This window comes from Clostridium pasteurianum BC1, assembly GCF_000389635.1.
Lineage (GTDB): Bacteria > Bacillota > Clostridia > Clostridiales > Clostridiaceae > Clostridium_I > Clostridium_I pasteurianum_A.
Genome location: NC_021182.1, coordinates 2,117,276 through 2,143,506 on the forward strand (window position 1 = coordinate 2,117,276; position 26,231 = coordinate 2,143,506).

General features: G+C 29.9%; 24 protein-coding genes. 16 read left to right on the forward strand and 8 right to left on the reverse strand.

The genetic code is table 11. The annotated features are described in order from the left end of the window. Positions 1-5: 5 nt before the first annotated feature. Positions 6-221, reverse strand: coding sequence for an alpha/beta-type small acid-soluble spore protein (locus CLOPA_RS09945; RefSeq protein ID WP_015615297.1), 216 nt, complete (start codon positions 219-221; stop codon positions 6-8). A 335-nt stretch (positions 222-556) separates the two neighbouring features. Between CLOPA_RS09945 and CLOPA_RS09950 the strand changes: the two genes are divergently transcribed. After that, the gene (locus tag CLOPA_RS09950; protein ID WP_015615298.1) at positions 557-1,057 is read left to right on the forward strand and encodes a hypothetical protein; all 501 of its coding nucleotides are present in this window, start codon (positions 557-559) and stop codon (positions 1,055-1,057) included. 267 nt (positions 1,058-1,324) lie between these two features. Continuing rightward, entirely contained in the window at positions 1,325-1,735 is a 411-nt protein-coding gene (locus tag CLOPA_RS09955; protein ID WP_015615299.1) for a pyridoxamine 5'-phosphate oxidase family protein, read from the forward strand. A gap of 341 nt (positions 1,736-2,076) precedes the next feature. Here CLOPA_RS09955 and CLOPA_RS09960 read toward each other — a convergent pair whose 3' ends face one another. Continuing rightward, positions 2,077-2,568: a hypothetical protein gene (locus tag CLOPA_RS09960; RefSeq protein ID WP_015615300.1), complete on the reverse strand. Its 492-nt coding sequence runs from the start codon at positions 2,566-2,568 to the stop codon at positions 2,077-2,079. Between the two features lie 436 nt (positions 2,569-3,004). Here CLOPA_RS09960 and CLOPA_RS09965 point away from each other — a divergent pair, with 436 nt between their 5' ends. Beyond that, entirely contained in the window at positions 3,005-3,205 is a 201-nt protein-coding gene (locus CLOPA_RS09965; RefSeq protein ID WP_015615301.1) for a DUF3606 domain-containing protein, read from the forward strand. A gap of 743 nt (positions 3,206-3,948) precedes the next feature. Further along, a complete protein-coding gene (locus CLOPA_RS09970) occupies positions 3,949-6,270 on the forward strand; it encodes a PAS domain-containing sensor histidine kinase (RefSeq protein WP_015615302.1) in 2,322 nt (773 codons plus the stop codon). 140 nt (positions 6,271-6,410) lie between these two features. Here CLOPA_RS09970 and CLOPA_RS09975 read toward each other — a convergent pair whose 3' ends face one another. Then, on the reverse strand, positions 6,411-6,815 hold the full coding sequence (locus CLOPA_RS09975) for a VOC family protein (RefSeq protein ID WP_015615303.1): 405 nt from the start codon (positions 6,813-6,815) through the stop codon (positions 6,411-6,413). Between the two features lie 426 nt (positions 6,816-7,241). Here CLOPA_RS09975 and fabF point away from each other — a divergent pair, with 426 nt between their 5' ends. Further along, complete coding sequence (gene fabF / locus CLOPA_RS09980; RefSeq protein WP_015615304.1) at positions 7,242-8,474, forward strand: beta-ketoacyl-ACP synthase II; 1,233 nt, start codon at positions 7,242-7,244, stop codon at positions 8,472-8,474. An 89-nt stretch (positions 8,475-8,563) separates the two neighbouring features. Next, complete coding sequence (locus CLOPA_RS09985; RefSeq protein WP_041710858.1) at positions 8,564-8,758, forward strand: hypothetical protein; 195 nt, start codon at positions 8,564-8,566, stop codon at positions 8,756-8,758. Here the strand turns inward: CLOPA_RS09985 and CLOPA_RS09990 are convergent. The 4 genes from CLOPA_RS09990 to CLOPA_RS10005 all read right to left on the reverse strand — a co-directional run bounded on the left by CLOPA_RS09990 (position 8,747) and on the right by CLOPA_RS10005 (position 13,249). Beyond that, positions 8,747-9,337: a hypothetical protein gene (locus CLOPA_RS09990; RefSeq protein WP_015615305.1), complete on the reverse strand. Its 591-nt coding sequence runs from the start codon at positions 9,335-9,337 to the stop codon at positions 8,747-8,749. The two genes, CLOPA_RS09985 and CLOPA_RS09990, sit on opposite strands and share 12 nt — an antisense overlap. Before the next feature lie 401 nt (positions 9,338-9,738). After that, on the reverse strand, positions 9,739-10,617 hold the full coding sequence (locus tag CLOPA_RS09995; protein WP_015615306.1) for a radical SAM/SPASM domain-containing protein: 879 nt from the start codon (positions 10,615-10,617) through the stop codon (positions 9,739-9,741). A 414-nt stretch (positions 10,618-11,031) separates the two neighbouring features. After that, positions 11,032-12,051: an aldo/keto reductase gene (locus CLOPA_RS10000; RefSeq protein WP_015615307.1), complete on the reverse strand. Its 1,020-nt coding sequence runs from the start codon at positions 12,049-12,051 to the stop codon at positions 11,032-11,034. A gap of 490 nt (positions 12,052-12,541) precedes the next feature. Continuing rightward, positions 12,542-13,249 (reverse strand): CAP domain-containing protein, encoded by a 708-nt coding sequence (locus CLOPA_RS10005; RefSeq protein WP_015615308.1) that lies wholly within the window; start codon positions 13,247-13,249, stop codon positions 12,542-12,544. Between the two features lie 267 nt (positions 13,250-13,516). On the opposite strand from CLOPA_RS10005, the gene CLOPA_RS10010 reads away from it, so the two are divergent. The 3 genes from CLOPA_RS10010 to uppP all read left to right on the forward strand — a co-directional run bounded on the left by CLOPA_RS10010 (position 13,517) and on the right by uppP (position 16,191). Next, complete coding sequence (locus CLOPA_RS10010; RefSeq protein ID WP_015615309.1) at positions 13,517-14,338, forward strand: polysaccharide deacetylase family protein; 822 nt, start codon at positions 13,517-13,519, stop codon at positions 14,336-14,338. A 358-nt stretch (positions 14,339-14,696) separates the two neighbouring features. Next, positions 14,697-15,374 (forward strand): DedA family protein, encoded by a 678-nt coding sequence (locus CLOPA_RS10015; protein ID WP_015615310.1) that lies wholly within the window; start codon positions 14,697-14,699, stop codon positions 15,372-15,374. Between the two features lie 31 nt (positions 15,375-15,405). Beyond that, positions 15,406-16,191 (forward strand): undecaprenyl-diphosphatase UppP, encoded by a 786-nt coding sequence (gene uppP, locus CLOPA_RS10020; RefSeq protein ID WP_015615311.1) that lies wholly within the window; start codon positions 15,406-15,408, stop codon positions 16,189-16,191. Positions 16,192-16,582: 391 nt separating this feature from the next. Here uppP and CLOPA_RS10025 read toward each other — a convergent pair whose 3' ends face one another. Then, complete coding sequence (locus tag CLOPA_RS10025) at positions 16,583-17,107, reverse strand: ferritin-like domain-containing protein (protein WP_015615312.1); 525 nt, start codon at positions 17,105-17,107, stop codon at positions 16,583-16,585. 643 nt (positions 17,108-17,750) lie between these two features. Between CLOPA_RS10025 and CLOPA_RS10030 the strand changes: the two genes are divergently transcribed. The 7 genes from CLOPA_RS10030 to CLOPA_RS10060 all read left to right on the forward strand — a co-directional run bounded on the left by CLOPA_RS10030 (position 17,751) and on the right by CLOPA_RS10060 (position 26,140). Further along, on the forward strand, positions 17,751-19,301 hold the full coding sequence (locus CLOPA_RS10030; protein WP_015615313.1) for a nitrogenase component 1: 1,551 nt from the start codon (positions 17,751-17,753) through the stop codon (positions 19,299-19,301). A gap of 35 nt (positions 19,302-19,336) precedes the next feature. Beyond that, positions 19,337-20,692: a nitrogenase component 1 gene (locus tag CLOPA_RS10035; RefSeq protein ID WP_015615314.1), complete on the forward strand. Its 1,356-nt coding sequence runs from the start codon at positions 19,337-19,339 to the stop codon at positions 20,690-20,692. A 724-nt stretch (positions 20,693-21,416) separates the two neighbouring features. After that, on the forward strand, positions 21,417-23,315 hold the full coding sequence (cooS, locus tag CLOPA_RS10040; protein ID WP_015615315.1) for an anaerobic carbon-monoxide dehydrogenase catalytic subunit: 1,899 nt from the start codon (positions 21,417-21,419) through the stop codon (positions 23,313-23,315). 28 nt (positions 23,316-23,343) lie between these two features. Further along, entirely contained in the window at positions 23,344-24,117 is a 774-nt protein-coding gene (locus CLOPA_RS10045) for an AAA family ATPase (protein WP_015615316.1), read from the forward strand. 29 nt (positions 24,118-24,146) lie between these two features. Continuing rightward, the gene (locus tag CLOPA_RS10050) at positions 24,147-24,338 is read left to right on the forward strand and encodes a CooT family nickel-binding protein (RefSeq protein WP_015615317.1); all 192 of its coding nucleotides are present in this window, start codon (positions 24,147-24,149) and stop codon (positions 24,336-24,338) included. Between the two features lie 24 nt (positions 24,339-24,362). Continuing rightward, positions 24,363-24,635, forward strand: coding sequence for a hypothetical protein (locus tag CLOPA_RS10055; RefSeq protein ID WP_015615318.1), 273 nt, complete (start codon positions 24,363-24,365; stop codon positions 24,633-24,635). A 326-nt stretch (positions 24,636-24,961) separates the two neighbouring features. Beyond that, positions 24,962-26,140 (forward strand): GGDEF domain-containing protein, encoded by a 1,179-nt coding sequence (locus CLOPA_RS10060; protein WP_015615319.1) that lies wholly within the window; start codon positions 24,962-24,964, stop codon positions 26,138-26,140. Positions 26,141-26,231: the final 91 nt, after the last annotated feature.

Consider the following 26,231-nt stretch of genomic DNA (forward strand, 5'->3'; position numbering starts at 1 on the left):
ATCTTCTATTTTTTATTTACTAAACTTTTTTCATAGTTTTCAACCATTTTCTTTATCATACCGCCTCCGACTTCACCACATTTTTCCGCAGGGATTTTGCCCCATAGTTTGTCTTTATTACCATGAGGAATATCTATTTTTAGCTCCTGCGCTACTTCTTCTTTAAATTTATCTAGTTTTTTTTCTGCTTCTGGAACCAAAGCATCTTTTCTATTACTCATATTGCTTGCCTCCTTAAAATGATGTTATAAAGATAGGATTTACACTTTAGAGGAATTTAAAACATGAAAGGTTATACTTAATAAGTATTAAAATTAACAAATGTATTATTTTTAGTAATTTTCCAAATAACTCCTGTGTTTGGATAAAACTCATCTGGCTCATTTTCAGGAGTAACTGCAAAATCCAATATATACATAATAGTATATTTTTAAAACACGTTGTTTATTCCTTATTAAGCTAAAAAATGTAAATGAATAGCTGTAACAGAAAATAGTTTAAAATCATATAATATATAATGCATGTATATTAAGAATTAAATTATTGGAGGAATATAATGATTAATACTAAGACTGTTGTAATTGGAGCATTATTTGCAGCTATAGCGGCTTTATTCCAATTAATACCTACTTTCTTTTCGGAAATATTTGTATTTTTCACTATATTTAGCGCAGTGCCTATTTATATTGTTTCGAGGATAAATCCTAAAGCTGGTGTTTTATCATATTTTGTAGCAAGTATGATTGTTATGCTTTTTAGTACACATGAAGGACTATTTTTCTTATTTACTAACGGAATTATTGGGATTTCACTTGGAATATGCAGTTATTATATGAAAACGAAGGCTATTATTTGGTTTTTAAGTTCTCTTGCCCTAACTAGTACATTAAGTATTATGAATTATGGTATTGGTATACCTGTTTTTGGTAGTAAGATTCCAGGTATAATAATAATTCAAATATCAATAATATTTTTATTTTCAACAATTTACAATATTATTTATTACTATTTTTCAAGTTTCATTTTTAACATTCTTAAAAGATTTAAGATTTGTTGAACAGAGTCATTAATTATACTTTGGTTATTTGTAATAATTATCTTTTTTCCCATCATAACTCAAATAAATGTAATATCAAAACAAACCATGCAAGACGCTGTATTCATATAAAAAAGTTATAATTTTTATTAATAAATTAGATAAGAGATATACAGGCTTGTAATAATTATCGCTTCCACGATTAATATGAAGACATCAATAGCTGTTGACAAATTAAACCCAAAATGATATGATTTGCCTGAAATAATACTTTTGGAGGTAATTTATATGGAAAAGGTACTTCAATTTTTAAGAGAAAATTTGGTTTGCTGTTTAGCAACTTGTAGTAATGGTAAACCGAGAGCATCTGCTATGGAATATGTAGTAGTTGGAGACAATATATTATTTGCTACTGATGGTGATTCCATTAAAGCAGCTAACTTAAAATCAAATAATAAAATCAGTTTTTCTGCTAATGCTATGCCTAAGTTTGTAACAATTGACGGAACAACTGCTACTCCTAATGAAGATGAGATCAATACATATAATAAAATACTTTTTGAAAGACATCCTGAATTTAAAGAAATGGTTGAAAAGGGTATGATGAAGCCTTTTGTTTATTTTAAACTTATCCCTGAAGTTGTATATTATAACGATTATTCTGCTGGTATGCGTCCAACAGAAGTAATTAAATTATAATTGAGTGATTATTATATTTTATTAGTTATAGGATGACATGTAACACTAGAAAATTCCACGCCTTCCTTATTTGGGAGGCTCATCTTTTTGTAAAGTAAAATATTGACTCGTACCGGTGAGACAATAAAGAAAGGCAAAAATAAAGCACATTTTAGGCGCAGCCAGTTATGGCATGCGGTTGTCAAGCCAGTAGCATTGCTGGTAACATACACTTATAGAGCTAGAGAACACCATCCGTTTTACGGATGGTGTTGATTTTTAGAAACTAATAAAAACTTATTAGATTTGAAAAATAGCCAAAGTTTAATATGGGAAAAATAAGTAAATGAAGATTTGAATTTTCAGCACATAACAATAATTTTATATGGAGTGGTTTGAGCAGGTATACTCATTGTGACAGCGCCATAGGTAACAATTAGATTTCGGTTTGCAGGATTTCTGGTAAATGATTGCCCATTTTCTAGTAATATCTGTGTATATGGGGCAATGTTTAATTTTAATGTATTATCGCTGCTAATTAACTCACTATTAAAATAGTCCACTTTTACATTTCGAAATTGCGTATCTCTGGCCATAACAATTGCTCGAAATTGTGGTGGAAAAATGAAAGGAGTAGCTGCATTAGCATCATAAAATCCAGTTACCATATCTCCTACTGCTACCATTTCATGGTCTACAAAGTAAGTAGATGGTGCTACCACGAAATTTACCAAAGTTCCATATCTGTCTTGTACAGATATTAATTTATAGCATCCTGCTCCTTCACCAGTTTCATCTATTAAAAATTCATTAATTGAAGTAATAACGCCATGAAAAGCTTGAAATTTTATCATTTTATTCCTCCACTATTTTTTAAACTCTTATTCTATATTATGCGTTATTAAGGCTTTGTGTCACCTTTAGTAAAGTAAGTAGCATAAACAGATTTCTAAGTAGCGATATTTATAATACTTAGAAATCGTTATTAAGGCACCTAGTACTCTTTACTTCAACTTGAATAATATGTGAGCACTAGAGGGGATAGCAGCAGATAAAAATCCGTTATATAATGTATTAGCAAAATATGAGATTAATTTATATATTTTTGTTATAAAATTGTGATAATTATTTGATAATATAACATTATTATATAATTTTTTATAATAAAGAAAATTATTATTATAAAATAATAATTAGTATTTACAATTTATAATTTGTACTTTATAATATAAATATATTAAGAGGGTTATCGTACATAAAATATTTCTATTATTGAGGGGATGATGTGTTATGTTATTATTTAAAATTAAGCCTAGAACAAAGATTTATTATGCAGTGCCATCAGATTATTCCACAATAAATATATTCGAACAGGGAGAGGTAAATTGGTGGTGTAAAGAATTAAGCTGTACAGAAGAAGAATTAATAGATACAGTTAATAAAGTTGGAGAGTCTACTTATAGAGTAAAGGAATATTTTGGAGAGAATTAGTAATACTTAAAACTTAAATAATTTAAATAATATAGAATTACTCACCTGTATTTTTTACAGGTGTTTTTTTGATAAACAAATCATTGACAATTTATTTACTTTAATTTAATTATAAATCAAATGGTGAATATATATAAATAAAATTTTAAGATCGGATAAAAATTACTAGAAATGACAAATATATAAATTTTTATATTATCATTGAGGGTGGAATGAAATTCAGTCTACACTCACTGTGTTGGCTGGTATTGTTGCAGAACTGGCGTTGCTTAACATACTGATTTATACTCCTTTTTTACAGGATCTGTTAAATACCGCACCAATAGGCTTACGTGAATAGGCACTTCTAACCTTATGTGGACCTATAATTCTATTAGCAGATGAAGCTAGAAAATTGTTCTTAAGGTCACAGAGGAAAGGAAAACAGTAAATATAAGTTTATAATATAGTTAAATAAAGATCTGCATAAAATGGAGAACGTTCAATTATTGGATTGGATGTTCTTTTATTCTTATTATTGTTTAATTATTTGTTAAATAATTTTAATACATACATTAATATTACTTACAAATAATTAACATGTTTTAGTTATTTATGAAAAAATACAATAATATTGTCGTATTAACAAATATAATAAATATATTAAAATAAAATACAATATGATAAAATATTTTCAGATAAATATGATAGATTATTACTACGTATAAATAAAGTATATAGTATAAAAGCAGGGGGAGATAGTCATGAAATATACTTTGAAGAGAAAGATTGAAGAACCATTTTTACAGAGTAAAAACAGTATAATTATTGGAGTCAATAATGAGTTTATAAAACTCACTGGATATTCAAAGGATGAATTGATAGGAAAATCACTTTATGAAATAAGTTTTATGTTAAGACTTAACGATCAAATATGTATTGATAATATTGAAAATGATTACAACTGTTATATGTTTACTAAATCATGTGAAACAAGAGAAATTACTATATTATGTAAATATTTAGAGCATGAAAATGAAAAAATGTATTTCTTTAAAGAAAGAGTAAATTCACGTATTGAAAATAAATTTCACGTTATTAATAAACTTTTATCAGAAAATAAAGTGGGTATAGGAATATATAATGCATCTAACTTAATACTTCTTACAGCCAATCAACTCTATCTAGATTTATTGGGTGAATATTATGACAGAAAAGAAATTGCTTTAGGCAAAAAAATAAGTGAATTTTTACATATATGGGAAGGTAGTAAAGCTAAAGAGGTATGGATGAATGTTGTTAATACAGGAGAATCTTTTTATGGTAAAGAAATAAAAATACAAACAAAAAACTTGGGAATTTATTATATTGACAATAATATAATACCTGTTATAGAAGCGGGGAAAGTAAAATATATTATTTCAATTGTAGAAGATGTAACAGAAAAAATATTATTGAGAAAAAGCAGTGAAAAAACAGAAAAAATTATTAAACAGCAAAAAGAGGAGTTAGATGCAATTATTGAAAATATGTCTAATAGTTTAATGATTTTCGATAAAAATGGTAGCTATACTACATTTAATAAGTCAGCCAGAGATACTTTTTTAATTGAATCTATAAATGTAAATAAAATAGGAGATTCTCTTAAACAATATAGATATTTTGATGTAAATAAACAATTAATTGCTTATGAAAATCTTCCAGCTAAAAGGGTAATAAAGGGTGAAAAACTATTAGGATATAGAATGGTTATGAAAATTAATGATAGTGTTGTTTATGCTGATGTAAATGGTACTCCAATATATGATAATGAAGGTAATTTTATTGCAGGAATATTATGCTGTCGTGATGTTACTGGAAAGATAAAACATGAAGAAGATTTATTAATAAAAACCCAATATAATTTTTTAAATAGCATGATAGACAACCTTGATTTACCTGTTTTAAGATTATCATATCCAGATTTTAAGATTACAGATATTAATCAAAAGGCTTATAATTTTGTAAAGGGATTAAAACCAGAAATAAAGTCCATATCTTCTCTTAAAGGACAGAATTATACGGAAATTATGCCTGATTGTGATAAAGTCAGCGTTCTCAAACATATTCGAAATGTACTAGAGAAAAAGGAAACGTCCTATATAAAATATAGAAGTATAGTGGCTTCTGGAAAAGAAATGTTTGTTCAAAAAATTTATCAGCCTATAGTAGGAATTAATGGTGAAATTACTGAAATTGTTGTAATTATAATAGATGTAACTAAGGAAATAAAAGATAAGCTTCATGTTGAAGAAAACCTCAAGATGCAGGAGGAATTCTTAGCTAATATAACACATGAACTTAAAACTCCCCTAAATGTGATTTTTAGTTCGTCTCAACTATTTGAATTATATTTGAAAAATAATTCTTTAGGAGATAATAAGGATAAGATTAGGAAAATTATCTATAGTACAAGACAAAATTGTTATAGGCTAACAAAGCTTATAAGTAATATAGTAGACTTGTCTAAGATAGAGTCAGGTTTTTTTGAATTAAATTTATCTAATGAAAATATAGTATATATTGTTGAAGATATTGTCCAATCAGTATCAGAATATGTTCAGAGTAAAGGAATGAGGATTACTTTTGACACAAATTCAGAAGAAAAGATTATTGCTTGTGACACTGATAAAATTGAGAGAATCATTCTTAACCTTATTTCTAACGCTATTAAGTTTTCTGAGCCGGGGGATGAAATATATGTGGATGTATTTGATAAAGATGGTACTGTTGAAATATCAGTAAAGGATAATGGTATAGGAATTGCCAAGGATTGTTTGAATATTATTTTTGAAAGATTCAAACAAGTTGATAAATCCTTTGCTCGTAATGCTGAAGGTAGTGGTATTGGACTATGTCTTGTAAAGTCGATTGTTGAGTTACACGGTGGCAAAATAAGAGTGGAAAGTAAATTAGGTAAAGGCAGTAAATTTAATATAGAACTTCCTGCCAGAGCCATATCAAACTTAAATAATATTCATAAAAATAGACAACAGAATAGTAAAATCGAAATGGTAAATATTGAATTTTCTGATATTTATTCATAGTATTTTTAAGTACATTAATTTATGATTACTTATTGGATATAGTATTTTTTCTACAAATTATTTAAGTCACCCACTTTTTTTAGTGGGTGACTGATTTTGTCCAGTATTTATATGAAATCTAAAATTCAATTTTTATAGGATTATTCTAATACCAGCTGCCATGTAACGCTGAATTTGTCGGTTATCCAGGCAACTTTTTTTAAATTATATATTGGTTCAGGACCCATGAGTACATTGCCGCCTGAGGAAAGTTTTTCAAAAGTGGTGTCAAATTCTTTCTCATCTGTATACATTATGCAGAGCGATATAGCCCAGGTAAAAGAAGGCGCATAGGATTTTTCCACGTCCATGGCCATGAACAGTTGATCTCTTAGCTTGAAAGTACCATTAAGCACTTTATCTTTTTCACCGCGGTCGTTTTCCCCAATCCTTGTAAGTTCAAGAATTTTTGAATCTGGAAATATTGACACATAGAAATTCATTGCTTCCTCGGCATTGCCGGAGAATGTAAGATAGGTAATTATATTATGGTTTGAATCTCTCATTTTAAATTCCCTCCTCTATTGTAAAAATAAGTTTTATTATAAAAATGCTTATGAGTATTTAGAAGTATTTTTGATCTATATGTAATATTATATCAAATTTCACCAGATGTTTAATTGATTTTTTATATTTCAAAAAATCATAGAAAAATATTATAGTTTTAGCTATAATAGTAATAATATAAAAATTAACATTAAAATAACACAATGTACAGTTATATCCAAGTATAATTAATACATATCACTTCAATAATTGCAAATCAAATTAAAAATTACATGCATTTTCAATGTATTGTAAGTTGAAAAGCATACTTTTTATTCATATGAACATTTAAAGGGTAATATTGCATTTATTTTATAGTTTAATAGGGTGCAAATATTAGGTTTTACAACTATTGAAAACCTATGCAATTAAAGGGGGTTAAACTTATGATGAAGAGAGTGGTAATAACTGGTATGGGCATAATTTCACCTTTGGGCTTAGACATAAGAAAATTTTGGAGTTCAATAAAAGAGGGTAAATCATCAATTGATTATGTATCAAGTATTGATGTTACTGACATGCCCACAAAAGTAGCGGCGGAAATAAAGAATTTTGATCCACTGGATTTTATGCATAGGAAGGAAATTAGAAAGGCTAGCCGTTTTATGCAGTTTGCTATTGCGGCATCTCAAATGGCCATTGAAGACTCAAAACTAGATGTAGAAAAAGTTGATAAATATGAGATGGGAGTTATAGTTGGATCAGGAATTGGAGGCATGGAAGTAATTGAAAAACAATATGACACATTGTGCAAACGAGGACCAAGCAGAATAGCCCCTTTTTCCATTCCAATGATTATTCCTAATATGGCGTCCAGTGAAATTGCAATAAGGTATGGTGCAAAGGGTTACAATGAATGTGTTATTTCAGCTTGTGCTACAGGTACCAATGCTATTGGAAATGCTTTTAAGATCATACGTGATGAAGAAGCGAAGGTAATGATAACTGGTGGTTCGGAGGCAGTTATAACTCCTTTGGTATTTTCGGGGTTTTGTGCAATGAGAGCTATGTCTAAATCTAATAATCCAAACAATGCCAGTAGACCCTTTGATGCTGAAAGAGATGGTTTTGTAATGGGTGAAGGTGCTGGTATTTTAGTATTGGAAGAACTTGAACATGCCTTGAGAAGGGGAGCTAATATATTAGGAGAAATAGTAGGTTATGGTTGTACTAATGATGCATATGATATAGTTGCTCCAAATCCTGAGGGTGAAGGAGCGGCAAGATGTATGTTAAAAGCTATTGAAAATTCAAAAATTAGTACTGAGGACATAGGATATATAAATGCTCATGGAACATCTACAGTATATAATGATAAAATGGAAACTTTAGCTATTAAAAGGACCTTTGGTGAGCAAGCTAAGAGCATTCCTATTAGTTCTACTAAATCTATGACAGGGCATTTACTTGGTGCTTCAGGGGCAATTGAAGCAATTATTACAACACTGGCATTAAAGGACGGATTTTTACCTCCAACTATTAATTATAATACTAAAGACCCTGAGTGTGATCTGGATTATGTTCCTAACATTGGGAGAAGTACGGATATTAATTTTGCTTTGTCAAATTCTTTTGGATTTGGAGGGCATAATTCAACACTTGTGTTTAAAAAATACTAAAATTATTTAGATTTAGTTATGTAATATAAATTTACAACATACATCTTGGGGGGATAAGTAAGAACAAGTTAAATACTTTAGTTGATGTTTTGGAAAGTAGAATTATTGGGAATAAAGGGATAGTTTTTATAAATAATAAAGAAAATAAATTTGTCACATATAATGAGCTTTATAATAAAGCACTTAAAGATTTAAAAGGTTTACAAAACAAGGGGCTAAAAAAGGGTAGTGAATTAATTCTTTTAATAGATGATAATGAGAGTTTTTTAGTTTTATTTTCTTAAATTGCGATAATAGTATATTATCGAAGTAATAAAAGCGGCTAGAATGTTCACAAGTAGGTCAGTTGAGGTATCTTCAAGCCCACCTTGTGTCATATTAGTTTTAAATAAATAATCCCCTATAAACTCAAACATCTCCCACAGTGTACCTAAAGTTATTGAAAAGTTAAATGCAAATATTGCATTCAAAAGAGTGAATCGCTGCTTCGTAATTTCTTGTTTCTTTCTAATAGTCTCTTGTATTAAATATAATGCTATTATAACTGCATAGCCGCCAAATGTAGCGTGAAGAAATAGATCCCACCACCAAAATTTATTATAGAATTGCTTAATTTCCCCCAGGTATTGTGCAAAAAAGATAAATAATAAAGTTATTAATTTAAATGAAGAAGGCAGTATTATGTTCTTTATATTAGCAATATAGGTAATTATAAAGGGAATCATAAGACATATAATGGACAGTAGTGATAATGATAAAAGCTTCCATTGCCCTGATAAAATACTAGTGATAGCTGTAACTATGAGAATTAGTTCAAATAATACAGCAATTCCAGTTGCTAGTTTGTTATCTTTATTAATCATTAAAATAGGTATCCTTTCTACTATTTGTATTTATTATGAACAAAGTATATTTGTATAAGAAATTTATTTTAATTCATAATAACTATTTTCCTTCTATATAAAATTTATATGCATAGGATCCAAAACTTCACATAAAAAACTATAAGATTATCTGATTTTTTCTATATAGTTTTAAATTAGTTAGGATAATAACAAGTAATTTTAAAAGTAATCAAAATATATAAAAGCGTTTACATACAAAGGAAAGAAGGTTTAAAATTAGAAGTAGATGAATTTAAAACTTTAAGAAAAGAATATTTGTAAAAGAGTATTTAAATAAATTATGGGGGAATTAAAATGAAAATAATTATTATTTTTTGGTTCTATGAATATAGGGAGAAGTTAAAATAAAATGTCCCATTCTACGTGTTGAACTTCTTCCTATAATTGCATTTTTGACATAGAGGTTCAACTACTTTTCTATTGGAAAATCCGTTGTACAATGTGTTAGCTCTTTCATTTTCTATAATGTCTTCAAAGTGAGTATATTGTATATTCCCTAAATTAATTACACCTTCACCATCAAGGCAGCAAGGAACTACGGTACCATCTACTAGAATAGCAACTTGATCCCTTAAGCCATAACAAAAGCCACAGAAACTATCTTCACTTTCATTTATGTCAGGCCATTTAAAACGGGGCGCCTGGTTTAAGTACACGTTGCGAGCAAGCTTTATGCCTCTCTGCTCAGCTAGTTTCTCTTCTATCATATAATCTAGATTAAAAGCATCTTCTATTTGTCTAAGAATATATCTATTCATCTCTTTACTAGGGTTAATATTGTTGTCTTCACTTAAATTCCACAATCTGAGAGCCGAAATGATATTTGTATTCCTTGAGGCTTCCTTTGCAAAGATTAAAATCTCATCTAAATACTTCTCCATAGTAGTAGTTTTTATATTGGCATCAAAGCTGTGCAGTGAAAAATTTACTTGTCTAAGAGCAGGTTTACTTAGCAGCGTATGCTTTGAACTTTCTATAAGTGTACCATTTGTGGTTATATTCACTTTATAACCATAAGTGTAAGCAGCGTCTAAAAACTTGCCTAGTTGTGGATGTAGGGAAGGTTCTCCCTTAACATGAAAATATATATGATTAGAATGATTTTTTATTTGACTTAGTATCTTTTCAAATAGTTCAATTTTCATAAATTCAGGATTTCTCTCACACTTAGGACAAAATTCGCAATTTAAATTACAAACATTAGTTATTTCTATATAGGTCTTCTTAAATTTTTTCATTAGTAAAATCTCCTCGTATTAAACAAAGCGCTATAATTGATTTTAGACATATTTAAAAAATAATACTATTATTCAAATCACATTATAAGAAATATAATTAATATTAGCAAGAGAATAATTTTATCCAGGGACGTAGCCACTCTTTACTCCTACTTTGAAGAAAAGTAGAGAGCCAAAATTTTTAATTTTGTGTGAGTCACTTTCACAAAGTGCGATGAGAGTATTAGAGTGGGTAGTCATCTGGTAAACAGAAATTGGAAAAAATAATAACAATTCTAGTACAATGTTAAATTTTATTCCATTTTTGCTTAAACCTGCTGGCTTTAAAAAGGATAATTATGGGTAGATAACAGTGTCACATCTTTGGATGATTTCTGTAAAATTATTGGGAGTAAAACTCCCAATAAATAAGGACTATTTATGCTTAGCATAAAATTCATTATAGTTTTTAAGTTCTCTTTTTAAAAGATTTGGGGTATCTAGTTTATATGGACAATGATTTTTACAGTGTCCACATTCTATGCAATTATTTATTAGTTCCATTTTTTCTTTAAAATTATCTTCTAAAAAACCTTTGTAGGGAGCTCTTCCTAAAAGCAGCGTTATTCTTGCAGAGGTAGGAATATCGATTCCAGCAGGGCATGGGAGACAATATCCGCAGCCACGGCAGAAATCTCCGGCTAATTCAGAACGATCCTTATTAATAATGGACCACATGGCTTCATCTAGTGCTGGTGGATTTTTTTCAAGGGCAATAAACTCATCTAATTCAGATTCTCTTTGTATACCCCATATTGGAACAAGGTTATCAAATTGTCTTAAGAATGCAAAGGTAGATGCGGCATTAGTTATAAGTCCACCTGAAAGAGCTTTCATTGCAATGACTCCAATATCTTTTTGCTTACATTTGGTTATGAGTTTTAAATCATTGTCAGCAGATAAAGAACTTAAAGGAAACTGTATAGTATCATATAGTTCAGAATTTGCAGCTTCTATAGCATTGTCTATTTTATGATTTGTAATTCCTATAAAACGAATCATGCCTTGCTTCTTAGCTTCTAAGAGACCGGCATAAAGACCTTCTGGATCTTCAGGGTTAGGCAGTTCACCAGGGTTATGTAGCTGAAGAATATCTACGTAATCTGTCTTTAAATTTTTTAAGCTTGTCTGAAGATGCTCTAATAAAGTTTTCTTATCTTTTGCATGACTTTTAGTAGCTATTATAATATCTTTTCGAATATCTGCAAGGGAATAACCTATTTTTTCTTCACTATCAGAATACATTCTTGCAGTATCAAAAAAATTTATTCCATTGTCATAAGCTTTACGTAAAATCTTTTTAGCCTCTTCAAAGGAAACCCTCTGTATAGGTAAGGCACCAAAACCACTTCTTGTTACCATTAAATTTGTTCTTCCTAATCTTATTTTATCCATAATAACACCTCCGTGTATTTTTATATAAGGAATCTTAAAACAATACATTAACAAATATGTAAATTTACAACTTTAGTATCGATTTTGCTAATATACAATCATCACCTAACAATAATTATACAATAATATACCTAATTAATACCATAAATTTTAGACAAAAGTAAATAATAATTGACTGTTCGAACAATCAATTATATAGAATATAAAAACTTTATTACACGCTTCATTGAATTAAGAAGCATTTTTATTACGAGTAGATTAAAAAGTTTATTAGCTTGTTATTAAAATTTGAATGAAAGTTATGAAGAACTATCGGAAGCCAATGTGGAGCTTGCGCATATGTAGAACAATTGACTGCTTCTGAGGAGGAACTATGAATTGAATGCTTTTGCTATAGATTGAATAGAAATTACAAAAATCTGAGAATAAATCATATATTCTCAGATTTTTAAATATCAATATAATTTACATATTTATTTTTTTAATATAATTACTTACCAGGATTTATAAACATCTGAACCCAATAAGGAGTTCCATTTTTATCCTTAGCAACTCCAACTCCAATTTCTGCAAAGTTGGAATTTAATATATTTGCTCTATGTCCTGGAGAATTCATCCATGAATTCATTACGTCAGAAGGTGTTTTTTGACCATAGGCAATATTTTCACCAGCCGCTGTATAATTGATTCCAAATTTTTTCATCATATCAAAAGGTGAACCATAGGTAGGTGAAGTGTGGCTGAAATAGTTTTTATCAATCATGTCCTGAGCCTTAGTTGTGGCCACTTTAGACAATTCAGCATTAGCCTTAAGTGGAGCTAGTCCATTTTTACTTCTTTCCACATTAACTAATCTGATTACCTCATTTGCTTCTGCACTTATAGAAGAAGCTTGTACATTATTATTTTGTGTTGGCTGTGTAGTTGCAGTATTTTGTGTGGTGCTATTTGCAGGTTTAGTATCATTTGTTGTAGGTTCAGTAGTTGTTGTATTACTTGTAGTTGCCTTTGTTGAAGTAGCAGCTGTCCAATTTTTAAATTGAGGGTATTTATTTAAAATGTCTTTTAAAGAAATTTGTTGTTGAGTTGTTGAGTTAGTACAGGTTGTCTCTGCTGCTTTTGCAATAGTAGGAGTAATAGTTGTTACAGTTCCTGCTATAACAAGTGTGGCAATTATCGATTTAATTGTTTTATTCATAAGAATAAACCTCCTAAAAATTTTAATTTGTTAAAAGTTATATTAAAGCAAAAATATTTAATATAATTTAACACAAGTTTTCTTGTCCTTTTAGAAAACTTATTTTAGAGTATAGATAATAGATATGAATATAATGATTCTATTTTGTAAACTGGATAAAAACATTTATAAAAATCATCAGTATATTTTGGTAATATAGTATTATATTTACTCACAGATATAAATAAAGCAGTATATATTACAAATTTGTTAAAAATGAGGTGCATTTTGAAAGGTAAAAATTTTAGTTCTATTTTAAAAATTGCAATTATAATTATAATTTTTTCAGTCTGTATTGGATACGTTGAAATGATTTTTTTAACCGGTCAAAATAGACATACCAATACTGGTGTTGATAGAAGTGTGGTTAAAGCATCTGAAATAAAAATTCCTGTAAGAAATTTAGTAATTAATTCTAATATCAGTAAGGGATTATTGGAAGAAAATTTACAGGATGTTGATAAGATACCTTCAAGTAAAAAAACAGCATATTTGACTTTTGATGATGGGCCATCTGCCGATACCACCCCCCAAATAATTGGTATTTTGAATAAATATAATGTAAAGGCAACATTCTTTGTTATTGGACAATCTGCGGTCATTCATCCTGAAATACTTAAGCTTGAAGTAAATGAAGGGTTCATAGTAGCTAATCATACCTATTCCCACAATATTAATTATCTTTACTCAGATCCTAAAAATTTAGTTGAAGATTTTAAGAAAAATGAAATTCTGTTAAAATCAATATTGCCAGGATATAATTCAAAATTGGTTAGGTTTCCAGGGGGATCTAGACAGAGAGACAAGCGGTATATTACAGCAGTGAAGAGTGAAGGTTATAAAATAGTTGATTGGAATTGTCTTAGTATGGATGCAGAGAACACTAAATACACTGTTGATGATTTAATAAACAATGTAAAAAATACTTCCAGAGGCAAAAACAATTTAATTATATTAATGCATGATTCATCAGGAAGGCAGAAAACAATAGAAGCCCTTCCTAAAATAATAGAATACTTAAAGGCTGAAGGATATGCTTTTGAAATTTAAAAGTAATATGGATAAAGTGAGTATGTGAAAATAAAACATGCTCGCTTTGTTTTTTAGATCATAAAATGCATTGATTTTTAACTTAATATAAGCGTTTTTTAATCTGATTTTAATATTTATTATAAATAATATAAATAGTGCAAAACTAAATTTTCATATAATTTATCCGATGACTACCATCCGTAATACTCCCAACTTCTATCAAAGTGGGAGATAACGGCTGCTACGTCCATGGATAACGATTTCTAAGTTTCAGCTGGAGAAAAAAACTCCATCTGAAACAAAGAACTCTGTTTATCAGAATTACATGAAAAATAAATGCATAATTAAATGATTTTAAATGATGAAAGGAGAAAAAATGAGTACTTTAATGAATTTTATTAATGGTATTTTACATCTTGATAAGTCTTTAGGTGTAATAATACAAAGCTATGGAATGTGGACATATTTACTTATATTTCTTATTATTTTCTGTGAGACTGGATTAGTGGTCACTCCATTTTTACCAGGAGATTCAATACTATTTGCGACAGGAGCATTAGCTTCTATTGGCTCACTTAACATTTTTATTTTGTTTCTGATATTCTTTGTATCAGCAGTATTAGGTGATACTGTAAATTATAGCATTGGGAAAAAGATAGGAACTGGAATATTAGAAAAGAAAGACTTGAAATATATAAATAAAGAATATCTTGAAAAGGCACATAAGTTTTATGAAAAGCATGGCTCAATGACTATAGTCATAGGAAGATTTATTCCTATAATAAGAACTTTTGTACCTTTTGTGGCCGGTATAGGAGAAATGCGTTATTTACATTTTATAATTTATAATGTATTAGGCGGATTTTTATGGGTAACGTTATTTTTAGTTGGTGGATTTTTCTTTGGAAATTTACCGTTAATAAAACAAAACTTTTCTTTTGTATTAGTTGCCATTATAATTATTTCAATTATTCCAGCAATTGTTGCATTTATTAAGGGAAAGCAATCAGGGGACAACAAAGGAAACGATGTTTCTAATGCAGAAATTAGATAAAATTTAATGTTTACAAGAGAGGAGATTTGTAATGAGTATTTTTCAAGCAATTGTATATGGGATAGTACAGGGAATTGGCGAGTTTTTGCCAATATCAAGCACAGCTCACTTAATATTAGTTCCATGGTTTTTTGGATGGGGAGACCCTGGGGTAGCTTTCGATGTAGCATTACACTTAGGTACTGCTTTAGCAGTTATCTTATTTTTCTGGAAGGACTGGATATCTTTAATAAGTTCAGGATTTACAAAGCCAAAATCAGAAAATGGAAAGTTATTTTGGCTAATTATAGCAGCTACAATTCCTGGAGGCATATTTGGAGTTTTTCTTGATAATTATATGCAGAATTTTAGAAATCCTGCACTTATTGGTATTATGCTTATTATAATGGGTATAGTATTATACTATGCTGATAAAATTGGTAGTAAAGAAATTGAAATGGAGAAGATTGGTTTAAAAAGAAGTCTTATTGTTGGATTCTCACAAGTATTAGCAGTTGTTCCAGGTGTATCACGTTCAGGTATTACTATGTCCGCAGGTCGTTTTATGGGAATAGAAAGAGAGAGTATTGCAAAGTTTACATTCTTACTTTCATCTCCTATAATATTAGGAGATGCCTTATATCATCTAAAGAAAATGGGAAATATACCTATAGATAAAGGTTCATTTATTGTAGCAGTTTTAACATCTGCTATAGTGGGCGCATTAGCCATCAAGTTTTTATTAAATTATTTGAAAAACAAGGGCTTTGCAATATTCTCAATATATAGATTTATCTTAGGTGCTGTTGTTATAGCAGTTTATTTTATAAAACATTAATATGTTTTATTAGTCTAAAAACCAGTTATATAAATTATGAAAAAAAGCAAAAATTTTACATCATAAAGAATATATAAGGGTTATATGATGTTTATTTAAATTATCTATAAAATATCCTAAATCAACATTAAAGCAACTATATGTAATAGACTTTAATCCAGTATTGGTTAGTTCAATTACTATAGTTGCTTTTTGCGTTAATAATAAACATCCAGGTTAACGTTTTTAAGGCATCTGAAAATAAATAGTAAGTCAAAGATGCAGCTTATATTTTGGATCATACAAGGAACAGCTTCCGAGGATAGTTATGCTATCTGAAGGTTCTGTTGACGTAGCAGCATACGAAATAGACTAGCATACTGACTAGTTAATTTTATTTTTTATATATAATTTATTCTCCACCTTTTTCAGCACATCGTCCTAATGTGAATAAGAAATTATATAGGTTTGCGTGCCTAATCTCATCAGTTATAATTTCAGTAAGCATATTTATGTGAACTCTGTTTTGAAGAGCAAAAAGGATTCGTCTATATCTTTGAACAGCGCCCAATTCTCCTTGCAGTGCTCTTTTGATTCCATCACAGTATGATGGTGGTTTTTCAAAGGCCATATCCTGAGTAGGGGGTAATACTTTTCCTGTTAGTTCTGTATAAATCTTTCTAAACATTTTGTTATGCTTTATTTCATCATCTCTGATACTTGCGATTATATTTTTAGCTTCCTGAGTAGGGGCAGCGTTTATTAAATAATCATAAAAGAGCTCATCCTCTCTTTCACCAGCTACTGCGCCTTCAATAAGCCTTAGCGCTCCTGGAAAATTTCCAGGATAAGTATAAGGGTCAGGCTGCATAGTATTTTCATTTCGATACATATGAGGATAAAGTGGATCGAAAACAAAAGGACAATAATATTTCATTAATAAGCCTCCAGGATTAATTATCTACAATATATTTTATGAGGTAGTATTTAAAATTGTGAGCATTTCTTTGCTGGTGAAATATGAAATCGGGAAGCTTAGAGACATTTTTCAAAAAGGGAGCTAATTAAATGAAAATATTTAATATATATAAAATAAAAAATAGAAAAAACTAAACAAAAACAGTATTGACAAAAAATCTTAGGTAGAATATAATTATCTCAGCAGTAAAACATATTAAATTTATATGTTTTATATGTTTTACTGATAAGATTAGGCATATTGTAATAGGAACAATATATGGGATATAATAATAAATTTTTTAAAACTGACTAGAAAACTAGAGGTTTTAAATTTAATTAATATACATTTGTAATAAATTAAAATCATATCAAAATAGCTATTTTGTATACAATTATTATTGGCTATCATCCATTGAGTATATAATTTTAATTACAATTTGTATAAATTAGATTTAAAACCTTTTTTGTATAAATAATACAATTTAAAGCAGTCAGTAAAATTAGCATAATAGGTGATTCAATAAAAAGAAGTTTTAGGCATTTTAAAATAAATTAGGCGAGTATACTTACTAGTTATTTTTTACGGTGACCTATACATAATATGAATAGGAGATGACAAAATGGCAAAGGTAAAGAAAATAAATTTGGATTTTGTGGATGTGGAAAATCGTGAGAAGCGTTTAGGCACAATTACTGCTTGGGATGGTTCTGCATCAGATTTAGTAAAAGAATCAAATTATCAAATTAGAGCACTTAAAAAAGGAAAAAGCTGCGGCGGTGAAAGAGGAACGGGCTGTAAGCTTTGTGAATTAAAAATGCCATTTAATCAGCAGACTATGTGCAGCCAATCTATAGTAGCATGTCAGGTGGGAAATATACCTGATGCTATTTTGATTGAACATTCATCTATAGGTTGCTCAGCAGCTCATCCTAGATTTAATGTAGGATATAAAATAGGATTAATTCGTAGAGGAAAAAAGGTAGAAAATATACAGATTGTAAGTACAAATCTCTTGGAAAAGGATATGGTTTTTGGTGCAACACAAAAATTAAGACAGTCAATACAGGATGCATGGGTCCGTTTTAAGCCAAAGGCAATTTTTATTTCTGCGGCTTGTGCTACGGCAATCATTGGTGAGGATATAGCCAGTGTAGCTAGAGAAGCTGAAAATGAACTTGGAATTCCAGTTATTCCTCTATCCTGTGAAGGATTTAGATCTAAACATTGGAGTACTGGATTTGATATTTCTCAACATGGTATTTTGAGACAAATTGTAAATAAGCATCCTAAAAAGCAAAAGGATTTAATAAACATTATAGCTCTATGGGGTACTGATTATTTTAGTGAAATGCTGAACCCAATTGGACTTAGAGTAAATTATGTAATAGATATGGCTACTGTGGATGAATTGGCTCAAAGTTCAGAAGCAGCTGCATCAGCTACATTTTGTTTTACATTAGGTTCTTATATGGCAGCAGCATTAGAACAGGAATATGGTGTTCCAGAAATTAAGGCACCACAGCCTTATGGACTTAAAGGAACAGATACTTGGCTTAGAGAGATTGGTAAACTTGTAAATAAAGAAAATCAAGTAGAGGAATTTATTAAAAAGGAACATGAAAGAGTTAAACCTAAAATAGATGAATTAAAAGAAAAACTAAAGGGCGTAAGAGGATTTGTTGCAACCGGTTCAGCTTATGCTCATGGTATAATTACGGTTTTAAAAGAATTGGGTATTGAAGTAAATGGTTCTGTGGTATTCCACCATGATCCTGTTTATGATGGGGGAAATGAGGAGCAGGATACCTTGAAATTCTTAGTAGACAATTATGGAGATGTAGAGCATTTTACAGTAAGTAAAACACAGCAATTTCAATTTTATGGAATACTGAGGAGAGTTAGCCCGGATTTTATAATTATCAGGCACAATGGATTGGCTCCATTAGCTGCTAAGGTTGGCATTCCAGCATTCCCATTAGGAGATGAGCATCTTCCTTTCGGATATCAGGGAATAATTAGAATGGGAGAGGCATTATTAGAAGTTCTTGCTCATAAAAAATTTGGTGAAAATTTAAAGAGGCACGTTAAGTTACCATATACAAAGTGGTGGTTAGATCAGGAAGATCCATTTATACTTGCTAAGCATCCTGAAATTTTAGATGAAGAATAAGAAATAAGAAATTTTGTTGTAGAAAAGGAGATATTATGTTAGGCAAATTAAATTCTAATGAACAAACTAATTCAATAGTGCACCCACGTTACGCCTGTGCCATAGGCGCAGCATACACTGTAGCAGCAATTCCTAGGGGAATTCCTTTAGTACATTGTGGACCAGGTTGTGTGGATAAGCAATATTTTATACTTTCTTATAATAATGGATATCAAGGTGGTGGATATAGCGGGGCATCTGTTATACCAAGTGTAAATGCTGGAGAAAATGAAGTTGTATTTGGTGGAGCTAAAAAGCTGGATGACCTTATAAAATCATCTTTTAAAATAATGGATGGAGACTTATTTGTAGTGTTGAGCGGCTGTATTGGAGAGCTTGTGGGAGACGATGTAGGTTCTATTGTTAAAAAATATCAAAAAAAAGGTTATCCAATTGTATTTGCAGAGACTGGTGGTTTTAAGGGAAATAATTTAATTGGCCATGAAATAGTTACTGAGGCTATAATAGATCAATTTGTGGGAGAATATCATGGAGAAAAGGAAAAGGGATTAATAAATCTTTGGACTGAAGTTCCTTATTTTAATACTTATTGGCGTGGAGATTTTATTGAAATTAAAAGAGTACTTGAGGGAGCAGGATTTAAAGTCAATATTTTATTTGGTTCAGAAAGCAAAGGAGTAGAGGAATGGAAGAACATTCCTAAGGCTCAGTTTAATTTAGTACTTTCTCCCTGGGTAGGAGTTAAAACAGCTAAGCATTTAGAAGAAAAATATAATCAGCCTTATTTACATATTCCTATTATTCCAATTGGTGCAGAAGAGACAACAAAATTCATACGTCAGGTTGTTGACTTTGCGGGAATAGATAAAGAAAAAGCTGAAGAGTTTATTCAAAAGGAAGAAGATAGATATTATTATTTCCTTGATCATTTTTCTGATTTCTTTTCTGAATTTTGGTTTGGGTTACCCTCTAAATATGCAGTTATAGGGGATAGTGCATATAATATAGCTTTAAATAAGTTTTTAGTAAATCAACTTGGATTGATTCCAGTAAAACAGATTATAACTGATAATCCGCCAGAAAAATATAGACAAGCTATTCAAGAGGAATATAAGCGTCTTGCAGATGATGTATCTACTGAAGTTGAATTTGTTGAAGATGGTTATATAATTGAGAAGAAATTGAAAGAGTCGGATTTCGGAAGCAGCACACCAATAATATTTTCTTCTGCTTGGGAAAGAGATGTAATAAAAGAATTAAAGGGGTTAATAGTAGAGATTAGTTGCCCATCTTCTTTTGAGGTAGTAATTAACAGGAGTTATATAGGATATACTGGTGCGTTAACTCTGCTAGAAAAAATATATACCACCTCAATAAGTAATGGTGTATAGGATATATAATTATTTATTATCAACGAATCTTACTTAAATGGAGCTTGTTTGTACTCCCTTTAAGTTTAGATGAATTATCTAGGGACCTATCACTGTTATTTCCAGCATTAAGGGTGCAGTATTATAGCCACTGGTTATGGGATAAAGAAATGAGAATGTATATTAACAAATGCAGTTAAGATTACCTATGAAATATAGGTAATCTTTTTGTGCATATTGGAACAAATTCATTAAAATTATTAAGGAATACATATCAGTATATATCAATAATGAAGTTTAATTTATCAGATGATTAGCCTCGCTGTAACACTCAACTTTCTAAAGCAACAGACAGCGGAGGCATGTCACTGGATACTTAGTAGGAGTTTGTATCCAAACTAAGTTTAAATGAGATAATTAGAAAAATATAATTTACATATGAATTGTTACTTACTTTTAGATAATTTAATATAGGTTACATAAAAGTAAGTACTTGTGACACTTAAATTATCGTAATATACTAAACCTAATTAGCGATGCAATAATATTTTGCTTGCATAATTAAGTGAATTATACATTAAAATTAAGTTACAATTTCTTAATAATAAAAAAGTTGTGCGTATAAATTGCTTATGATACCATTAAAACATTAACAATTTAGTATGTATACTAAAATAAATTAATAATTTGATAATTATACATAATTTTCAAATAACCAAAGAAAAAATAAGAGGTGAATTAATATATGTCAGAAGAAAAAAAGATTTCAATTGATCCAAGTACTTTAACTATGATAAAGAAAGCGAAGGATGAGTCAATTGAAACTGCTTGGGATAGAAAAGCTATTTTGAAGACTTCCTGTGGTTTTGGAACAGCTGGAGTCTGTTGTAGAAATTGTGGATTAGGTCCCTGTAGAGTAAGTCCGGTACCAGGTAAAGGTGTACAAAAAGGAGTATGTGGTGCTACCGCAGATGTTATAGTTTCAAGAAACTTTGCCAGAATGATAGCTGCAGGTACAGCATCTCACTCAGATCATGGAAGAAGTATAGCGCTTGATCTATATAATTCAAGTGTAGATGGTGATATTAAAGTTAAGGACAAAACTAAGCTGATGAAAGTAGCCGAGAGATTTGGAATACAGACTGAAGATAGAGACATATACGATATAGCTCATGATGTTGCAAAAGCAGGCTTAGAGGATTATGGCAGAGCTTTTGGAGAAGTAAACTTACCACCTACTGTCCCAGAAAAAAGAAAACAGGTCTGGAAAGAACTAAATATGATACCAAGATCCATAGATAGAGAAGTTGTAGCTGTCATGCATTCAACCCATATAGGATGTATGGCTGATGCTGAAGGCATGATAAAGATGGCAATGAGATGTTCATTAGGGGATGGTTGGTTAGGTTCCTATATGGCAACTGAATTTAGTGATATAATGTTTGGAACTCCACAGGAAAGATTTACTCAGGCAAATTTGGGAGTTTTAGAGGATAATGAAGTAAATATAGTACTGCATGGACATGAGCCAACTCTTTCAGAAATGATTATACAAGCCTCTGAATTACCGGAAATGATGGAACTTGCTAAATCTGTAGGAGCAGATGGAATTAATTTATGTGGTATGTGCTGCACTGCTAATGAGGCTGCTATGAGACATGGTGTTAAATTAGCAGGTAACTTCATGCAGCAGGAATTGGCTGTAATAACTGGAGCTGTAGAAGCTGTAATAGTTGATGTGCAGTGTATATTGCCATCACTAGCTGAACTTTCAAAAAACTATCATACTAAATTTATAACAACTTCATCAAAGGCCCGTATTAAGGGGGCAACTCATATAGAAATGGGTGAAGAAAATAAATTAGAAACAGCTAAAAACATATTGAAGGAAGCTATATTAAATTTCAAAAATAGAGATAAAAATAAAGTTATGATACCAGAGTTTAAATCTGAAGCAGAAGTTGGCTATAGTGTTGAAGAGATAATCAATAAGCTAGACAAGCTTGTGGATGAAAAAACAGCTGAAAAACAGACAGTTAAACCTTTAGTAGATGTTATAGTGTCAGGAATTTTAAAAGGTGCTGTCGCTATAGTGGGCTGCAATAACATAAATACAGTTCAGGATGAAGGTCACATAGAGATAATTAAAGGGCTAATAGAGAAAGATATTATAGTAGTAGTTACAGGGTGTTCTGCTCAAGCAGCAGCAAAATATGGATTACTTAAAAAAGATGCAGCTGAAAAATATGCTGGCCCAGGACTTCAAAAAGTATGTGAATTATTAGATATTCCACCAGTACTTCATATGGGTTCTTGTGTTGATATAAGTCGTATATTAGAACTTATTGGAACTATAGCGAATTATTTGAATTTGGATATAAGCGATTTACCAGTTGCAGGTGCAGCTCCAGAATGGATGGCGGAAAAAGCTTTAGCCATTGGAACTTATGTAGTATCTTCTGGTATAGATACATGGCTTGGAATAGTTCCACCGGTTACAGGAAGTCCAGAGGTAGTAGATATACTAACCAATAAAATAGAAGATTGGGTTGGTGCAAAGTTTTATGTAGAACCAGATCCACATAAAACAGTTGAACAAATAGTTAATAGACTTAATGAAAAACGCAGCAAAATACGTATATAATATTAGATTTTTAACAGGAGGGATAAAAATGAAGATAGCCATTACAGGAAAAGGCGGAGTAGGGAAAACTACTTTTGCAGCAATAATAAGCAGACTATATGCAGAAGAAGGCTATAAGGTTTTGGCTGTAGATGCAGATCCAGATGAAAATTTAGCTTTGGCACTTGGATTTCCTCAAAATTTAATAGATGAGATTGTACCTATATCAGAAATGAAAAATTTAGTTGCTGAAAGAACTAAGTCTAGTCCTGGTACATTTGGAAAGATGTTCAAAATTAATCCTAAAGTGGATGATATACCAGAAAGGTATTGTAAAGAGTATAACGGAGTAAAGGTTCTTACAATGGGTACAGTAGATACTGGAGGATCTGGATGCATATGTCCTGAAAATGTTCTTCTTAAGAGATTGACTTCACATCTGATTTTACAAAATAAAGATATTGTAATTATGGATATGGAAGCGGGAATAGAACATCTTGGAAGGGGAACAGCTGAAGGCGTAGATGCATTTATTGTAGTAGTAGAACCGGGAATTAGAAGCATTCAAACCTATAAATATGTTAAGAAGCTTGCTAAAGATATTGGTATTGAAAAAGTTTTTGTAGTAGCAAATAAAATCAAAAATGAAGATGATGAGGATTATATAATGAAAAATATTGATAGAGAAGTTTATCTTGGTTCAATGCATTATTCAGAAGATGTAGGAAACTCTGATAGGGTTAATAAATCTCCCTATGAGTGTAAAAATACCTTAGAAGAGATAAAGGTAATAAAAAATAAATTGGCTAATATTGCATTTTAAAAATAAAATGATAAAAGGAGATAATAAAAATGTGTGAATCTACAGCCTATTTAATAACTCCTGAAGGAGAGTATAAGTTGATGGATTATGTAGTTAATGTATTTCCAGAAGCTGATGGTAAATTGTGTTTATACGATTTGTTAGGAGAAAAAAAGGTGATTGAAGGCCTGCTAAAAGAAATAAGGCTTTTAGATCATAAGATTATTATAGAACAGAAATAAGTTTTTAATTGAGAGGACAAGTTTATGAATAATAACATAGATACGAACAAACATACTCATCATCATTTTGATCATGATAATACTGATAATAACAATCTAAATAAAGATGAAAAAACTCTAAAAATTTTACTTGATCATTGGGTTGAACACAATAAATCTCATGAAGATAATTTTAATGAATGGGTAGAAAAGTGTAAGCTTATGAATAAAGAAGAAACTGCTAAATATATAGTTGAAGCTATTGAATTTATGGAGAAAGCTAATGAAAAGCTCATAGAGGCTAAAAAGCATATATAATTATATTTAATGGATATGATGAGAATTTGAAAAAAAGATTAGAGAGACTTATGAAATCATATTTTGTAATAAGTAGGACTGTTTTAAAATGTGTTAATATGCGTTTTAAAATAGTCTTATTTTTTATTTTGTTCAGCGCATCTACCTAATGTGAATAAAAAATTATAGAGGTTTGCATGTCTAAGCTCATCAGTTACAATATATTTTATGAAATAATAATCAAAAATGTCAGTAGTTCTTTGGTTTTAAAGTAAATTTGAATTGTATATACTATAATTCAATGATAGAATTATACAGTGAATTTATATTTATTGGAGGTAGAATATATGGTTTTTAATATTGATATGAAGACTATTTTGATTCCTGTTGTTTTAGGAAATATTTTCATCATCATCTATATTATGGCATATAGATTTGATCATAAAATGGATAAATCTATAAATATGTTTGCAACCTCAAAAGTTCTTGAGCTAATTGCATGGAGTCTTGTTGCTTTAAGAGGTGTTATACCTAATTTCATATCTATTTCTATTGCAAACTCTATAGCTCTACTTGGAGTGTCATTTGAGTCTATAGCCATACTGATGTTAATAAATGTCTTTGAAAAGAACATAAAAACAATATATGTTTTTTTAACTATAGTTATGATATTCATTTTTAATTGTATTACTGTATTTTATAATGTCGAAAATATAAGAATTAGTGTTATCTCAATCTTTATAGTTTTATTAATAGCTTTTCCAGGGTTTTGCCTCATGAAAAATAAAGAATCTTCTATACTTCAGCGAATTATGGGATCTCTATGTTGTCTTGTAATTATGATTCTAATTTTCAGAGCTTTTATAGCTATTAGTCCATATAAGTATATGACTACATTTATTAAAGGCATTTATGAAACGGGATCTTTAACTCTTATTAGTATGCTAATGATGTTGGGACTTACTAGTACTGGTTTTGTTATTCTATCGAAGGAGCAAATAGATTTGGAACTTGTGAAACTGGCAAGTACCGATGAATTGACAGGTATTCTTAATCGTAGAACTTTTATTAATGGAGCGAAAAGAAGTATAGCTTATTTTGTTAAGAAAAAAGAACCTATTTCATTTTTACTTGTAGATATTGATAATTTCAAAACCGTTAATGATACATATGGACATAATATTGGAGATATTACTTTGAGAGATTTTGCTGATAAAACAAAGGAACAGTTGAGAGAATATGATTTGTTTGGCAGATATGGTGGCGATGAATTTGCTATCTTACTCCTTGGTTCTGATAAAGATGATTCTTATAACATTGCAGAGAGAATAAGAAAGACCATTGAAGAAAGCTCAACTAATGAATGTGTTACAGTAAAATACACAGTAAGTATAGGAATAATTTCTATGATTCCAGATGAAAAAACAGATATTGCTATACTTTGTAAATTAAGTGATAAAGCTCTTTACAAAGCAAAAGCCAATGGCCGTAATTGTGTTGTAATAACTAATTTAAATACACCATAATATTTAAATATCCTATTCCTATAAAAATAAAATGAATATTGAAAATGCAATAGCTTTATATTGATATAAACTATATAATTAAGATGTCCTT

What these genes read in the sequence shown, in the direction of transcription:
- CLOPA_RS09945 (WP_015615297.1), bottom strand. Translation starts at nt 221, where the DNA reads ATGAGTAATAGAAAAGATGCTTTGGTTCCAGAAGCAGAAAAAAAACTA.
- CLOPA_RS09950 (WP_015615298.1), top strand. Translation starts at nt 557, where the DNA reads ATGATTAATACTAAGACTGTTGTAATTGGAGCATTATTTGCAGCTATA.
- CLOPA_RS09955 (WP_015615299.1), top strand. Translation starts at nt 1,325, where the DNA reads ATGGAAAAGGTACTTCAATTTTTAAGAGAAAATTTGGTTTGCTGTTTA.
- CLOPA_RS09960 (WP_015615300.1), bottom strand. Translation starts at nt 2,568, where the DNA reads ATGATAAAATTTCAAGCTTTTCATGGCGTTATTACTTCAATTAATGAA.
- CLOPA_RS09965 (WP_015615301.1), top strand. Translation starts at nt 3,005, where the DNA reads ATGTTATTATTTAAAATTAAGCCTAGAACAAAGATTTATTATGCAGTG.
- CLOPA_RS09970 (WP_015615302.1), top strand. Translation starts at nt 3,949, where the DNA reads ATGAAATATACTTTGAAGAGAAAGATTGAAGAACCATTTTTACAGAGT.
- CLOPA_RS09975 (WP_015615303.1), bottom strand. Translation starts at nt 6,815, where the DNA reads ATGAGAGATTCAAACCATAATATAATTACCTATCTTACATTCTCCGGC.
- fabF (WP_015615304.1), top strand. Translation starts at nt 7,242, where the DNA reads ATGATGAAGAGAGTGGTAATAACTGGTATGGGCATAATTTCACCTTTG.
- CLOPA_RS09990 (WP_015615305.1), bottom strand. Translation starts at nt 9,337, where the DNA reads ATGATTAATAAAGATAACAAACTAGCAACTGGAATTGCTGTATTATTT.
- CLOPA_RS09995 (WP_015615306.1), bottom strand. Translation starts at nt 10,617, where the DNA reads ATGAAAAAATTTAAGAAGACCTATATAGAAATAACTAATGTTTGTAAT.
- CLOPA_RS10000 (WP_015615307.1), bottom strand. Translation starts at nt 12,051, where the DNA reads ATGGATAAAATAAGATTAGGAAGAACAAATTTAATGGTAACAAGAAGT.
- CLOPA_RS10005 (WP_015615308.1), bottom strand. Translation starts at nt 13,249, where the DNA reads ATGAATAAAACAATTAAATCGATAATTGCCACACTTGTTATAGCAGGA.
- CLOPA_RS10015 (WP_015615310.1), top strand. Translation starts at nt 14,697, where the DNA reads ATGAGTACTTTAATGAATTTTATTAATGGTATTTTACATCTTGATAAG.
- uppP (WP_015615311.1), top strand. Translation starts at nt 15,406, where the DNA reads ATGAGTATTTTTCAAGCAATTGTATATGGGATAGTACAGGGAATTGGC.
- CLOPA_RS10025 (WP_015615312.1), bottom strand. Translation starts at nt 17,107, where the DNA reads ATGAAATATTATTGTCCTTTTGTTTTCGATCCACTTTATCCTCATATG.
- CLOPA_RS10030 (WP_015615313.1), top strand. Translation starts at nt 17,751, where the DNA reads ATGGCAAAGGTAAAGAAAATAAATTTGGATTTTGTGGATGTGGAAAAT.
- CLOPA_RS10035 (WP_015615314.1), top strand. Translation starts at nt 19,337, where the DNA reads ATGTTAGGCAAATTAAATTCTAATGAACAAACTAATTCAATAGTGCAC.
- cooS (WP_015615315.1), top strand. Translation starts at nt 21,417, where the DNA reads ATGTCAGAAGAAAAAAAGATTTCAATTGATCCAAGTACTTTAACTATG.
- CLOPA_RS10045 (WP_015615316.1), top strand. Translation starts at nt 23,344, where the DNA reads ATGAAGATAGCCATTACAGGAAAAGGCGGAGTAGGGAAAACTACTTTT.
- CLOPA_RS10050 (WP_015615317.1), top strand. Translation starts at nt 24,147, where the DNA reads ATGTGTGAATCTACAGCCTATTTAATAACTCCTGAAGGAGAGTATAAG.
- CLOPA_RS10055 (WP_015615318.1), top strand. Translation starts at nt 24,363, where the DNA reads ATGAATAATAACATAGATACGAACAAACATACTCATCATCATTTTGAT.
- CLOPA_RS10060 (WP_015615319.1), top strand. Translation starts at nt 24,962, where the DNA reads ATGGTTTTTAATATTGATATGAAGACTATTTTGATTCCTGTTGTTTTA.